General features: G+C 68.4%; 13 protein-coding genes. 6 read left to right on the forward strand and 7 right to left on the reverse strand.

Going from position 1 to position 13,044, the window contains the following annotated elements; translation table 11 throughout:
* Positions 1 to 87 precede the first annotated feature (87 nt).
* Positions 88 to 3,546 (forward strand): carboxylic acid reductase, encoded by a 3,459-nt coding sequence (car, locus tag EXE63_RS16185; protein WP_168142775.1) that lies wholly within the window; start codon positions 88 to 90, stop codon positions 3,544 to 3,546.
* Positions 3,547 to 3,603: 57 nt separating this feature from the next.
* Here car and EXE63_RS16190 read toward each other — a convergent pair whose 3' ends face one another.
* Positions 3,604 to 3,903: a hypothetical protein gene (locus EXE63_RS16190; RefSeq protein WP_168142776.1), complete on the reverse strand. Its 300-nt coding sequence runs from the start codon at positions 3,901 to 3,903 to the stop codon at positions 3,604 to 3,606.
* 41 nt (positions 3,904 to 3,944) lie between these two features.
* Entirely contained in the window at positions 3,945 to 4,352 is a 408-nt protein-coding gene (locus EXE63_RS16195) for a TIGR03668 family PPOX class F420-dependent oxidoreductase (protein WP_168142777.1), read from the reverse strand.
* A gap of 114 nt (positions 4,353 to 4,466) precedes the next feature.
* Here EXE63_RS16195 and EXE63_RS16200 point away from each other — a divergent pair, with 114 nt between their 5' ends.
* The 4 genes from EXE63_RS16200 to EXE63_RS16215 are packed head-to-tail and all read left to right on the forward strand — an operon-like array spanning position 4,467 to position 8,222.
* Complete coding sequence (locus tag EXE63_RS16200) at positions 4,467 to 5,579, forward strand: ABC transporter substrate-binding protein (RefSeq protein WP_168142778.1); 1,113 nt, start codon at positions 4,467 to 4,469, stop codon at positions 5,577 to 5,579.
* A gap of 2 nt (positions 5,580 to 5,581) precedes the next feature.
* Positions 5,582 to 6,424, forward strand: a complete 843-nt coding sequence (locus EXE63_RS16205; protein WP_168142779.1) for an ABC transporter permease — start codon at positions 5,582 to 5,584, stop codon at positions 6,422 to 6,424.
* A complete protein-coding gene (locus tag EXE63_RS16210; protein ID WP_168142780.1) occupies positions 6,421 to 7,176 on the forward strand; it encodes an ABC transporter permease in 756 nt (251 codons plus the stop codon). Before EXE63_RS16205 ends, EXE63_RS16210 begins: the two co-directional genes overlap by 4 nt.
* The gene (locus EXE63_RS16215) at positions 7,173 to 8,222 is read left to right on the forward strand and encodes an ABC transporter ATP-binding protein (RefSeq protein ID WP_168142781.1); all 1,050 of its coding nucleotides are present in this window, start codon (positions 7,173 to 7,175) and stop codon (positions 8,220 to 8,222) included. Before EXE63_RS16210 ends, EXE63_RS16215 begins: the two co-directional genes overlap by 4 nt.
* Here the strand turns inward: EXE63_RS16215 and EXE63_RS16220 are convergent.
* Positions 8,219 to 8,785 (reverse strand): orotate phosphoribosyltransferase, encoded by a 567-nt coding sequence (locus EXE63_RS16220; RefSeq protein ID WP_168142782.1) that lies wholly within the window; start codon positions 8,783 to 8,785, stop codon positions 8,219 to 8,221. The genes EXE63_RS16215 and EXE63_RS16220 overlap by 4 nt on opposite strands.
* Positions 8,786 to 8,818: 33 nt before the next feature.
* On the reverse strand, positions 8,819 to 9,622 hold the full coding sequence (locus EXE63_RS16225; RefSeq protein ID WP_234904528.1) for a HugZ family pyridoxamine 5'-phosphate oxidase: 804 nt from the start codon (positions 9,620 to 9,622) through the stop codon (positions 8,819 to 8,821).
* Positions 9,623 to 9,698: 76 nt separating this feature from the next.
* Here EXE63_RS16225 and EXE63_RS16230 point away from each other — a divergent pair, with 76 nt between their 5' ends.
* Entirely contained in the window at positions 9,699 to 10,940 is a 1,242-nt protein-coding gene (locus EXE63_RS16230; RefSeq protein ID WP_168145616.1) for a maltokinase N-terminal cap-like domain-containing protein, read from the forward strand.
* Here the strand turns inward: EXE63_RS16230 and EXE63_RS16235 are convergent.
* Genes EXE63_RS16235 through EXE63_RS16245 form a run of 3 tightly spaced genes read right to left on the reverse strand, consistent with a single transcriptional unit; the run spans position 10,937 to position 13,012 of the window.
* Positions 10,937 to 11,689: an ABC transporter permease gene (locus EXE63_RS16235; RefSeq protein ID WP_234904588.1), complete on the reverse strand. Its 753-nt coding sequence runs from the start codon at positions 11,687 to 11,689 to the stop codon at positions 10,937 to 10,939. The two genes, EXE63_RS16230 and EXE63_RS16235, sit on opposite strands and share 4 nt — an antisense overlap.
* Positions 11,690 to 11,741: 52 nt before the next feature.
* Complete coding sequence (locus EXE63_RS16240) at positions 11,742 to 12,563, reverse strand: ATP-binding cassette domain-containing protein (protein WP_168142784.1); 822 nt, start codon at positions 12,561 to 12,563, stop codon at positions 11,742 to 11,744.
* Positions 12,560 to 13,012, reverse strand: a complete 453-nt coding sequence (locus EXE63_RS16245) for a MarR family winged helix-turn-helix transcriptional regulator (RefSeq protein WP_168142785.1) — start codon at positions 13,010 to 13,012, stop codon at positions 12,560 to 12,562. Before EXE63_RS16245 ends, EXE63_RS16240 begins: the two co-directional genes overlap by 4 nt.
* Positions 13,013 to 13,044 lie beyond the last annotated feature (32 nt).

The raw sequence follows: 13,044 nt of genomic DNA on the forward strand, positions 1-13,044 counted from the left end.
GTGTGGACGACGTGGTCCCCGGAGCGATTTCCCGTCGCTCCGCTCGCCCCGGCACACGAATAGCGATAGAGAACCGAAGGATTGCTCATGTCCGAAGAAAACTTTGACGACCGCCTTGCGCGGCTCTACGCCACCGACCCGGAGTTCGCCGCCGCCACGCCGAGCGCATCGGTCAACGCCGCGGTCAACGCGCCCGGGCTGACGCTGCCCGAGGTCGTGCGCACCGTACTGACCGGTTACGCCGACCGGCCCGCACTGGGCGCTCGCGCCGTCGAGTTCGTCACCGACGAAACCGGCCGCACCGTCGCCGAGCTGCAGCCGCGGTTCGAGACCATCACCCATGGGCAGCTGTGGGAGCGCGTGCGCACCCTCGCCGACGTGTGGCGCGGTGACCCCGTGAACCCCGGGGACCGGGTCGCACTGCTTGGCTTCACCAGCGTCGATTACACCGTCGCCGATATCGCGCTGACGCAACTCGGTGCCGTCTCGGTACCGCTGCAGACCCGTGCATCCGCCGCCGCACTCGCCCCGATCATCGCCGAGACCGAACCGGTGCTCATCGCGTCGAGCATCGACTACCTCGATGACGCCGTGGAACTCGCACTCGGCTCCAGCGCGCGACGGCTCGCGGTGTTCGACTACCGGCCCCAGGTCGACGACCAACGCGATGCCCTGGTGGTGGCGGCCGCTCGCCTCGGTGACCGGATCTCCATCGAGACCCTCGACGATGTCCTGGCCCGGCCGGCCTCCACCGTCGAAACTTTTGCCGCGCAGGAGGAACCGGATCCGCTGTCGCTGCTGATCTACACCTCCGGGAGCACCGGAGCGCCCAAGGGTGCGATGTACCCGGCCAGCAAGGTTGCCGACATCTGGCGGCCCGCGGCCAACGCACACTGGGATGACAGCCAGGGCGTGGTGCCATCCATCGTGCTGAGCTTCATGCCGATGAGCCACGTGATGGGCCGCGGCATCCTCTACAGCGCGCTGGCCAGCGGCGGCTCGGTGAACTTCGCCGCCCGCGCCGACCTGTCCACCTTCCTGGAGGACCTGGCCCTGACCCGGCCCACCCAGATGAACTTCGTGCCGCGCATCTGGGACATGCTCTTCGGCGAGTACCAGAGCCGGATCGCCCACGGCGCCGACGAGACCACACTGCTGGCCGACATGCGGGAGAACCTGCTGGGTGGACGTTTCGTCAGTGCGCTGACCGGTTCGGCGCCCATCTCACCCGAACTCAAGGCGTGGGTGGAGAAGCTGCTCGGCATGCATCTGTTGGAGGGTTACGGCTCCACCGAGGCGGGCGCGGTGTTCGTGGACGGCAAGATCACCCGGCCGCCGGTGCTGGAGTACAAGCTCGTCGACGTGCCGGAACTCGGCTACCACCTGACCGACCGGCCGCACCCGCGCGGCGAGTTGCTGGTGCGCTCCGAGCAGCTGTTCCCCGGTTACTACAAGCGCCCCGAGGTCACCGCGCAGGTGTTCGACGAGGACGGCTTCTACCGGACCGGCGATATCGTCGCCGAACTCGGACCCGATCAGGTCGCCTATGTCGACCGGCGCAACAACGTGCTCAAGCTGTCCCAGGGTGAGTTCGTCACGGTCTCCAAACTGGAGGCCGCCTTCAACACCGCGCCGCTGGTGCACCAGATCTACATCTACGGCAACAGCGCCCGGCCCTATCTGCTCGCGGTGGTGGTGCCCACCGACAGCGGCGCCACCAAGGCCGAGATCGCCGCCTCGCTGAAGGACGCCGCCCGTGCCGCGGATCTGCAATCCTACGAGCTGCCAAGGGATTTCCTCATCGAGACGACGCCGTTCACGGTGGAGAACGGGCTGCTCACCGGTATCCGCAAGCTGGCCTGGCCCAAGCTCAAGGAGCGTTACGGCGCCGAACTGGAGCAGCTCTACACCGACCTGGCCGACGGCCAGGTCCAGGAGCTGCAGGCGCTGCGCGCCGCTGGCGCTACCGGGCCGGTGCTCGACACCGTCAGCCGGGCCGCCGTCGCACTACTGGGAGCGGCCAGCTCAGATATCGGGCCGGACGTGCACTTCACCGATCTGGGCGGAGACTCGTTGTCGGCGTTGACCTTCGGCAACCTGCTGGCCGACATCTTCGACGTCGAAGTCCCGGTCTCGGTGATCGTGAGCCCGGCTTCGGATCTGCAGGCCATCGCCGATCACATCGAGACCCAGCGCGCCGGGGGCACCGGCCGCCCGACGTTCTCCTCCGTACACGGCGCCGGCGCGACCGAGGTGCGCGCCGCCGATCTCACTCTGGACAAGTTCATCGACGCCGCGACTCTGGCTGCGGCACCCACCCTTCCGGGTCCGGTGAGCGAGATCCGCACCGTGCTGCTGACCGGCGCCACCGGCTTTCTGGGCCGCTATCTGGCTCTGGAGTGGCTGGAGCGGATGGACCTGGTGGACGGCAAGGTGATCTGCCTGGTCCGCGCCAAGTCCGACGAGGAGGCTCGGGCACGGCTGGACAAGACCTTCCAGATCGGTGACCCGAAGCTGGTCGCACACTACCGCGACCTTGCCGACCGCCATCTGGAGGTCATCGCGGGCGACAAGGGCGAGGCCGATCTCGGTCTGGCACCGGCGGTCTGGCAGCGACTGGCCGACACCGTGGACCTCATCGTGGATCCGGCCGCACTGGTCAACCACGTGCTGCCCTACAGCGAGTTGTTCGGCCCCAACGCCCTCGGCACCGCCGAACTGATCCGTATTGCCTTGACCACCAGAATCAAGCCGTTCGCCTACGTGTCCACCATCGGCGTCGGCTGGGGTATCGAGCCCGGCAACTTCGTCGAGGACGCCGATATCCGGACCATCTCCGCCACCCGACGCGTCGATGACACCTACGCCAACGGGTACGGCACCAGTAAATGGGCCGGCGAGGTGCTGCTGCGCGAGGCGCACGACCTGACCGGTCTACCGGTATCGGTGTTCCGCTGCGACATGATCCTGGCCGACACCACCTACGCCGGGCAGTTGAACCTGCCCGACATGTTCACCCGGATGATGCTCAGTCTGGTCGCCGCCGGTATCGCCCCCGGATCCTTCAACGAGCTTGACGCCGAGGGCAATCCGCAGCGCAGCCACTACGACGGGCTGCCGGTGGAGTTCATCGCCGAGGCGATCTCGACGCTGGGCACCCGGGTCGCACTGGAGCCCGGCGCGGCGTTCGAGACCTATCACGTGATGAACCCGTACGACGACGGGATCGGCATGGACACCTTCGTGGACTGGCTGGTCGAGGCCGGCTACCCGATCGAGCGGGTCGGCGACTACGCGCAGTGGCTGTCCCGGTTCGAGACCGCGCTGCGCGCACTGCCGGACAAGCAGCGTCAGGCCTCGCTGTTGCCGTTGCTGCACAACTACACCGCACCGGGTGTGCCGGTGAACGGGGCGATGGCGCCCACCGAGGTGTTCCGCACCGCCGTGCAGGACGCAAAGATCGGGCCGGACAAGGACATCCCGCACGTGAGCCGGGAGGTCATCGTCAAGTACGCGACCGATCTGGAGCTGCTCGGCCTGCTCTGACCCACCGCACAAGAATGGGGCACCCCGACCGGGGTGCCCCATTCTCGTTGTGCGGTATCAGATCACGTCGACGTACACGGTCTGCCCGGCCAGCGCGTTGTACACGTAGTCGCGGTCCTCGTCGTCGACGATCCAGTTCTGGCGGAAGTTCTGGCCCTGCCGGATCCCGACCACATTCGCCTCGGACAGTGGCCTGCTGCTCAGCCTGCTGACGATCACGCGATACCCCTGGGCCCGCAGTCCGTCGATGGTCTGCTGGGCGGTCCCCGATATCTCGTCGGGAGTCGCGGCTGCCGGCGCGGCGAATCCCAGTATGCCCGCGGCCAGGCCGGCGGTGATCGATGCCAGTTGCTTCATGGTGGCGCCTCTTTTCTGACTTCCGATCCTATAGATCGCTGTCAGGCGTGCCAGGACGACCAGTTCGTGACGGCGATCGCCACCACCGGGCCGTCCAGGGCGGTGCGCGCGTACTGCACGTACTTGGCGCGCAGCAGGCCGTAGCCGATGGCCATCTGCTCGCCGTCGTGATGCACGCTGGCCGTGCCGTCGGCCCGCACCCACCACAGTTGGTCCCAGTCCTCGCTGTAGTGGTCGACCAGCAGGCTCACCCGCGGGTTGGCCTCGATATTGGCCAGCCGGCGCAGGCGTTGGGTGGACTTACGTTTCGCGTCGACGGCCGTGTAGACGGTGTCCCCCTCGACGGCGAAGACGACCGGGACCAGGTGCGGTGCGGCATCGGTTCCCGCCGTGGCGAGCGCGGCGACGCTGCCTCCGGTGAACAGTTCGACGGCATCATGGTCGGGCACAGCTCCGATGTTAGGCCGCCCGGTCGACAGGATTGCCGGTAGCGTCGGATCCCGTTCACTGCGATGTCACCGACAGGTCACCAGCTGGCCGCCTGTCCATCGGAAGGTTCGGCAATGAAGAATTCGCTCCTGGGTCTGGCTGCCGCCGCACTGCTGACCACAGGCCTTGTCGCCTGCGCCCCACCGGCGAAGGACGAGGCGCCCGACGAGGGCGACGCACGCACCGCCACCTCGGCCGCCGACTTCGGCGGCATGGAGGGTCTGATCGAGGCCGCCAAGGCCGAGGGCGAACTCAACGTCATCGCCCTGCCGCCGGACTGGGCCAACTACGGCCAGATCATCGCGGCGTTCACCGAGAAGTACGGCATCACGGTGAACTCGGCACAACCGGGCGCCAGCAGCCAAGAGGAGATCAACGCCGCGATCCAGCAGAAGGGCCGCAGCACCGCACCGGACGTCTTCGATCTCGGACAGTCCGTCGCATTGGCCAACACCGAGATGTTCGCCCCGTACAAGGTGGAACACTTCGCCGAGATCTCGGACGCGTTCAAGGACCCGGACGGCACCTGGGTCAACGACTACGGCGGCTACATGTCCATCGGCTACGACTCGACCAAGGTGCCGACGGTCGCGGGCGTCGACGATCTGTTGAAACCCGAGTTCGCGGGCAAGGTCGCACTCAACGGTGACCCGACGCAGTCCGGGGCGGCGTTCTCCGGGGTGATGATGGCGTCGATCGCCCAGGGCGGCTCACCCGATGACATCGCGCCGGGCGTGGAATTCTTCGCCAAGCTCAACGAGGCCGGCAACTTCCTGCCGGTCGACCCGACACCGGCCACCATCGCCTCCGGCCAGACCCCGGTCGTCATCGACTGGGACTACCTGAATGTCGAACAGTCCAAGAAGGTTCCGGGCTGGAAGGTGGTCATCCCGCACAACGCCGCCGTCGCCGGCTACTACTTCCAGGCCATCAACAAGGACGCTCCGCACCCGGCCGCCGCCCGGCTGTGGCAGGAATTCCTCTACAGCGATGAGGGACAGAATCTGTACCTGGGCGGCGGCGCCCGGCCGGTGCGGGCCGATTCGATGGTGACCCGGGGCAGCATCGACCGCGTGGTCTACGGTGGGTTGCCGCCGGTGGACGGCGCGGCGACATTCGTTTCGGTGGAGCAGAACGAGGCCGCGACCAAGTATCTGGAAGCCAACTGGGCCAAGGCCATCGGCTGACCGTGCGGTACATCCGGCAGGCCGTGGCGCTGCTGCCGTTCCTGGCGGTGGTGCTGGTCTTCCTCATCATCCCGACCGGCACCGTGATCGTGAACGCCTTCGTGGTGGACGGCCGGTTCTCACTGGACCTGGTCGCGGCACTGTTCACCGAGGCGCCGCTGGCCGCTCTGGTGCGCAGCGTGGCGCTCTCGGCGAGCAGTGCGGTGATCGGTGCGGTGCTCGGCGCCGTCTTGGCCTGGCTGATCCTGAGCAGCCCACCGGACTCACTGCTGCGCCGGGCGGTGCTTTCGCTGGCCAGCGTGCTGGCCCAGTTCGGCGGTGTGGCACTGGCTTTCGCCTTCCTGGCGACGGTCGGCCTCAACGGCGTGCTGACGTTGTGGCTGCAACAGTGGCTCGGAATCGATGTCGCCGCCGGTGGCTGGCTGTACAGCGTGGGCGGACTGGTGCTGGTGTACACCTACTTTCAGATCCCGCTCATGGTCATCGTGTTCCTGCCCGCGCTGGACGGGCTGCGCACGCAATGGCGGGAGGCGGCGGTGAGCCTCGGTGCGAGCACCTGGCAGTACTGGCGCGAAGTGGCGATGCCGCTGCTGACACCGGTCTTCCTGGGCTCGCTGCTGCTGTTGTTCGCCAACGCTTTTGCCGCCTACGCGACCGCGGCGGCGCTGGTCAGTCAGGGCAGTCCCATTGTGCCCCTGCTCATCCGGTCGGCGCTGACCAGCGAGGTGGTGCTGGGCCGCGCCGGGCTGGCCTATGCGCTGGCGCTGGAGATGATCGTCGTGGTGGCCGTGGTGATGATCGCCTACAACCTGCTGGTGCGCCGCACGGCGCGGTGGTTGCGATGAAGCCGCTACGGATCCTGCTGTGGCTCTTGTTCGGAGTCTTCTTCCTCTTCCCGCTCTATGCCATGGGCGATTTCGCCACCCGCGATCTGCAGTCGGGTGGGCGCACCATGGCGGCGTGGGTCAATCTGTTCGCCGATGACGCCTTGTTCGCCGCGATCCTGACATCGCTGTCGCTCGCGGTGCTGACGGTGACGGCCATGCTGGCGCTGCTGGTGCCCACGATGATCTGGGTCCGGCTGCGCGCGCCGTGGGCGAGCAGGTTCATCGAGTTTCTCTGCCTGCTGCCGTTGACGATCCCGGCGCTGGTGGTCGTCGTCGGCCTGCGCAACGTCTATCTCTGGGTGACCTACCTGCTCGGCGAGTCGGCGCTGACGCTCACCTTCGTCTACGTGGTGTTGGTGCTGCCGTTTGCCTATCGCGCGCTGGACGCCGCGCTGTCCGCGATCGATCTGCAGACCCTGGCTGAGGCGGCACGGTCGCTGGGCGCCGGGTGGGCATCGACGATCGTGGCGGTGATCGTGCCGAACATCCGCGCGGGCATCCTGTCGGCGGCGTTCATCTCGATCGCGGTGGTGCTCGGCGAGTACACGGTGGCGTCGCTGTCCGGTTTCCAGACGCTGCCGGTGCAGATCGTGGAGATCGGGAAGAGCGACGGACCGACATCGGTGGCGGCCTCGCTGGCCACCCTGATCTTCGGGTTCGCGTTGTTGTTGGTGTTGTCGATGGTGACCAGACGGAGGCGTCGCGCATGACTCGGGCGAGCGTAGCGACGGGGGATGGGCCAGGGGGCGTGGCGGTCGAGTTCGTCGACCTGACCCGCAGCTACGGTGCGGTGCGCGCCCTGGACGGGCTCACCCTGCGGATCCAGCCCGGCGAACTGGTGGCGCTACTGGGCCCCTCGGGATGCGGCAAGACCACGGCGCTGCGCATCCTGGCCGGCCTGGACGAGGCCGACGCGGGATCGGTGGCCATCGACGGCCGCGATATCAGCCGGGTGCCCGCCAACAAGCGCGATATCGGCCTGGTCTTCCAGGCCTACAGCCTGTTCCCGCACCTGACGGTCCTCGACAATGTCGCCTTCGGACTCAAGATGCGTGGTGTCGGTGCCCGCGAGCGTGCCGGGCGGGCCGCCGAGATGCTGGACCTGGTGGGGCTGGCCGCGCAGTCGGGGCGGTATGCCGACGAGCTGTCCGGCGGGCAGCAGCAGCGGGTGGCGTTGGCCCGCGCGCTGGCCATCCGGCCGCGGGTACTGCTGCTCGATGAGCCGCTGTCGGCGCTGGACGCCCAGGTGCGCGGCCAGTTGCGCGATGAGATCCGCCGGGTGCAGCAGGAGGTGGGGACGACGACGTTGTTCGTGACCCACGACCAGGAGGAGGCGCTGGCGGTGGCCGACCGGGTCGGGGTGATGAACGGTGGACGTCTGGAACAGCTGGCGGCACCGGCCGAGCTCTACACCAGGCCGGCGACACCGTTCGTGGCCGAATTCGTCGGCCTGCACAACCGGCTGCCCGCCCGGGTGGTCGACGGCCGGGTGCAGCTGTGGGGTCATCCGGTCGTGGCGCTGCCCGGATCGGTGGGCGAGGGGAGCGCCCTGGTCCGGCCGGAGGCGATCGGGCTGACGGCCGATCCGGCCGGCGCGGCCACCGTGCAGTCGGTGGCCTTCCTCGGCGCGGTGTCGCGTGTCACGGTGGCACTCGATGACGGCTCGTCGGTCATCGCCCAAGTCAGCGGGCAGAGCTTCGGCCCGGGGGACCGGGTTCGGCCCAGTATCGACAGTGCCGGAGTGCTGGTGGTCTAGACAGCTTTCACCGGTTCGATACCCAGGTCCTTGTAGGTCACCAGCGCGACGAACGGCACGCCCATGCCGCCGAACAGGTCGGCGGCGACATCGCCGCGGTCGACCATCGGGATCACCCCGGTGACCACGGCGCCGGCCGCGGTGACGCGGTCGTAGGCCTTGGCGGTGGAGCCCCCGGTGCTGATGACATCGTCGACCAGCAGGACCCGGGTGCCCGGTTCGATGCGGGTGCCCTCGATCCACTGCTCACGGCCCCGGGCCTTCTGCTCCTTGCGCACCGAGAACCATGCGGCGCCGGTCACCATCGCCACGCCGTGGGCCAGCGGGTCGGCGCCCATGGTGAGTCCGCCGACGGCGTCGAACTCGATACCGCTGAGGGCGGCAAGGTCGGCGACGGCCCGGCTGACGGTGGTCAGCCGCTCGCCGTTGTCGATGGCGTATTTGCCGTCGATGTAGTCATGGCTGAGCTGTCCGCTGACGAGCTTGAACGGCTCCTCGCGATGCTCATAACCGCGCGTCTTGATCAGCTCGAAAGCCGCTTGCCAGGTCTCCGGGCGCTGCATACCCGAAATCGTATTGCACGACCACCGGCGCGATCAGCCCTGCCGTGCCCTCCGGGTCAGCTCGACTGCGGCCGAGCGCAATTCATCGATGCCATTGATCGGTGCCAGGTATCCGGCCCGGGTGTAGGCGATCCCGCGGGGCGTGCTGACCCGAAGGTCGAGGCCGTACCGGTCGGCTGCCGTGCAGGTCGCCGCGGTCGCGTCGGGGTAGCCACCCAGGTTCTGCGCCATCGCGACCAGCGCGTCGGCGTGGTCGGCGTTGAGGTGGGCAACGGCCCCGGCGGAGTGCGGTGCCACCGGGTCGGGCGCCGCCGCGGTGTAGTCGGCACCCGAGGTCGAATCCATCCTGCCGTACCCGCCGACCCAGCGGACCCGCTGAACCTGCAGCACCCACAGGGCGAAATCGCTGTAGTCGATGTAGTACTTGGCGGCGGGCACGGCGGCCAGGTGGGCGGCCCGCGCGCCGTCCAGGGCGTCCCCGGTGGGCCGCACGACCGTGCCGGCGAGCGTGACGCGTCCGGACGCCAACGGGTCATCCGGGGCATCGGGGGCGACGATCGCGATACTCGCGCGCTGATCGCCCGCCAGGTTGCGGCCGTGCTCGGCCATGTTGGACACACACAGCACCGGGGCGCCCTCATACAGCCCGTAGGTGACGAATGAGGCCCAGGGGTCGCCGTCGGCGGTCAGGGTGGCCAGCGTGCCCGTGTTGGTGGCGGCGGCGATGGTGCGCGCCTCCTCGGCGGCCGACGGACGGGTCATGTCCACCGGCGGGGTCAGCGGTGGCGGCACCGACGGAGCGTCGCCGGGGTCACCGTGATCACGCAATTCAGCCACGTCGGCACTGTAACCGAGCCGCTGCCACGTGTACGAGCGCGCGCTGTCGGGTACGGGGAGAATCATGAGCGTGACCATGAATCTGCCGTTCGACCGCTGGCTGCCCGCACAGCGCTGGTACTCGGGCCGCGGGCGGAAGATCGCGCAGGTCCGTCCCGTCGTGGTGGAGGCGCTGAGATCCGATCTGGACCTGGTGCTGTTGGAGGTCGCCTACACCGACGGCCCTGTCGAGGGTTACCAGGTGCTGGTGCGCTGGGACACCGGTACGGACTCGGCGCTGATCGGCGCCGACGGCGCCCGTGCGGGATTCGACGCGCTGGCCGACCCGGAGGCAGCCGGTGCGCTGCTGTCGTTCATCGAGGCGTCCAAGCAGATCGGGCCGGTACGGTTCATCCGTGAGCCGGGCGCGGACCTGGGTCCGGGCACCCCGGTCCGGGTGCTCGGCGGCGAGCAGTCCAACACCAGCGTGGTGTTCGGTGCGCAGACGATCTTCAAGGTGTTCCGCCGTGTCACGCCGGGGATCAACCCCGATATCGAGCTGACCCGCGCACTCGCCGGCAACCCGTATGTCACGGCGCTGCTCGGATCATATGAGATCAATTGGGGCGCAGAGCAATACATGCTCGGCATGGCGAGTGCATTCGCGCCGAACTCGGTGGACGGCTGGCAGGTGGCGATCACCGGCGCCGGTGACGATTTCGCCGAGCAATCCCGCGGGCTCGGTGTGGCCGTCGGCTCGGTGCACCGCGCGCTCGCCGATGCCCTGGGGACACGGGTCGGTGCCTTCCCGGCGCAGACCATGACCGACCGGCTGCACGCCGTTGCGGCGCGGGTTCCCGAAATGCGCGACCACGTTCCGGCGATCGAGCAGCACTATCGCGCGGTGGCCGGCGAGGCGTCCACCGAACACCGCATCCATGGCGACCTCCACCTCGGGCAGGTGCTGCACACCCCGCAGGGCTGGCTTGTCATCGACTTCGAGGGCGAACCGGGGCAACCGCTGGAGGAGCGCCGACGTCCCGACTCGCCACTGCGCGATGTCGCGGGCATGCTGCGTTCCTACGACTACGCCGCGCACCAACGACTGCTGAGCGCCGGCGGTGACGAGGCCGCGGCCGGGCAGTGGGCCGATGACAACGGCGCGGCGTTCTGCGCGGGCTACGCCTCGGTCGGCGATACCGATCCGCGGCAGGCCACCGCGGTACTGCGGGCCTATGAACTGGACAAGGCCGTGTACGAGGCGGGTTACGAGGCGCGCTACCGCCCGGACTGGTTGCCGATCCCCCTGAAGGCGATCGGGCGCCTGCTGAACGCCTAGCGAACCAGCCTGCGCAGCAGCGCCGCGGCCGTCACCACGCCGAGCACCGCGGCCACCACGAGCACCGTGAGGTCCAGGACGGCGTTGGTGGGTGTGCCGATCAGCAGTCCGCGCAGCGCATTCACCTCATAACTCAGCGGATTGATCGCCGACAGCCAACGCAGCCACTGCGGCATCAACTCCACCGGGTAGAGCGCGTTGGAGGCGAAGAACAGCGGCATGGTGATGGCCTGCCCGATGCCCATCAACCGGTCGCGGTTGCGGACGAGGCCGGCCAGCGACATCGACAGGCAGGCGAAGAACGCCGACCCGAGCACCACCACGCCCATCGCCCCGAGGATCCGCAGCGGATTCACCGTCATGTGCACACCGATCAGATAGGCCAGCGCGACGACACCGATGACCTGAACGACCGAACGGATACCTGCGGCAAAGGCTTTCCCGGTGATCAGGGCGGTGGGCGGGGCGGGCGTCACCATCAATTTGGCGAGGATCCCGGCGTCCCGGTCCCAGATGATCTGGATGCCGTAGAAGATCGAGATGAACAGCGCGGACTGCGCGATGATCCCCGGCGCCAGGAAGGCCAGGTAGGGCACGTCGCCGGTGTCGATCACATCGAGCCGGGAGAACGTCTGGCCGAAGATCAGCAGCCACAGCGCGGGTTGCACCATCCGGGTGAACAGCTCGGTGCGGTCGTGACGCAGCTTCTGCAGTTCGACGAGCGCGAAAGCGCCGATGCGGTTCGCGATTCCGGGAAACCGCCGCCAGCCGCGGGGCGCCCGGATCAGGGTGATGGTGGTATCAGCCGACACGGCGGGCCGTCCTTCGTGCGGCGCGCACCTGACGCAGGCCCGCGGGGGTGGACTCATCCAGATCGGAACCGGCGTAGTGGCGGAACACGTCTTCCAGGGAGGCCTCCGGACCGACTTCGTCCTTGAGGCCGGCCTTGAGTTCGGCCGGGGTGCCCTGCGTCTGCAGCACGCCGTGGTGCATCAGCGCCACCCGATCACACAGCGCGTCGGCTTCGCCCATGTAATGCGTGGTCAGCAGCACCGCCATGCCGAACTCCGTCTGCATGCGGTCCACCTGATCCCAGACGCTGTCGCGGGCAATGGGATCCAGGCCGACGGTGGGCTCATCGAGCAGCAGCAGTGACGGTCGGTTGACCAGTGCCTGGGCCAGCTCCAGGCGCCGCACCATCCCCCCGGAGTAGGTGCCCGCCACATTGTCGGCGACATCGGAGAGTTGCATCGAGTCCAGCGCCTGGGCGACCCGGTCGGCGCGTTCGCGGCGCGGCACATCGTAGAGCCGGGCGAACAGTTCCACATTCTGCCGTCCGGTCAGCGCGGCCTCGATGGAAAGTTGTTGCGGGACATAGCCGATGTTGTAGCGGATGTCCATGGTGTCGCGCCGGGCGTCCAGGCCGAAGATGTGCACCTCGCCCTGCTGCACCGGGGTGAGGGTGGTCAGCACGCGGATGACGGTGGTCTTGCCCGCGCCGTTGGGGCCGAGCAGGCCGACGGTCTCGCCGGCCGCCACCTGGAGGTCGAGACCGGACACCGCCGTGAACTTGCCGTAACGGTGGGATAGGCCCCGGCAGTCGACGGCCGGTGGCTGGGTCATTGCTGGTCCTCCTGCAGAAGTCGGGTCAGCTCGGCGATGACGGCCAACCCCTTTGTCAGATCGTCGATCTGGATGGCATCGAGCGTTTCGAGGGCGCCGGCCAGTGCGGTGCGTCTGGCGAGCCGCGAACGATCCGCGACATCCTGCGCCGCGTCGGTGAGGCGCAACCGGCCGACCCGGCGGTCGGTGCTGTCAACGGTGCGGTTCAGCAGATCGTCGGCGGCGAGCCGGGAGACCAGGGTGGAGGCGGTGTTGGCGGCCAGTCCGAGCTCGGCGGCCGCCTCGCGGACCGAGATGTCGGGGCGGCGGCCGACGAGGCGCAGCAGTTCGGCCTGGGACTGCGTGAGCCCGGTGCGGTCGAACCCGCCGCCGGTGGACCGTCGCAGTTGTCGCCGGAACCGGCCGACCACGGCGAACAGTTCACCGGCCAGATCGCTGCGCGTGTCCACCCGCAAAGGGTACCTCTGCTACAGATATATTG

Origin of the sequence: Mycolicibacterium frederiksbergense, assembly GCF_012223425.1 — a bacterium.
Classification (GTDB): Bacteria; Actinomycetota; Actinomycetes; order Mycobacteriales; family Mycobacteriaceae; genus Mycobacterium; species Mycobacterium frederiksbergense.

Excerpts from the sequence above, each read along its gene's own strand:
- EXE63_RS16215 (WP_168142781.1), top strand. The coding sequence starts at position 7,173 with ATGACTCGGGCGAGCGTAGCGACGGGGGATGGGCCAGGGGGCGTGGCG.
- EXE63_RS16220 (WP_168142782.1), bottom strand. The coding sequence starts at position 8,785 with ATGCAGCGCCCGGAGACCTGGCAAGCGGCTTTCGAGCTGATCAAGACG.
- EXE63_RS16240 (WP_168142784.1), bottom strand. The coding sequence starts at position 12,563 with ATGACCCAGCCACCGGCCGTCGACTGCCGGGGCCTATCCCACCGTTAC.
- EXE63_RS16190 (WP_168142776.1), bottom strand. The coding sequence starts at position 3,903 with ATGAAGCAACTGGCATCGATCACCGCCGGCCTGGCCGCGGGCATACTG.
- car (WP_168142775.1), top strand. The coding sequence starts at position 88 with ATGTCCGAAGAAAACTTTGACGACCGCCTTGCGCGGCTCTACGCCACC.
- EXE63_RS16200 (WP_168142778.1), top strand. The coding sequence starts at position 4,467 with ATGAAGAATTCGCTCCTGGGTCTGGCTGCCGCCGCACTGCTGACCACA.
- EXE63_RS16210 (WP_168142780.1), top strand. The coding sequence starts at position 6,421 with ATGAAGCCGCTACGGATCCTGCTGTGGCTCTTGTTCGGAGTCTTCTTC.
- EXE63_RS16230 (WP_168145616.1), top strand. The coding sequence starts at position 9,699 with ATGAATCTGCCGTTCGACCGCTGGCTGCCCGCACAGCGCTGGTACTCG.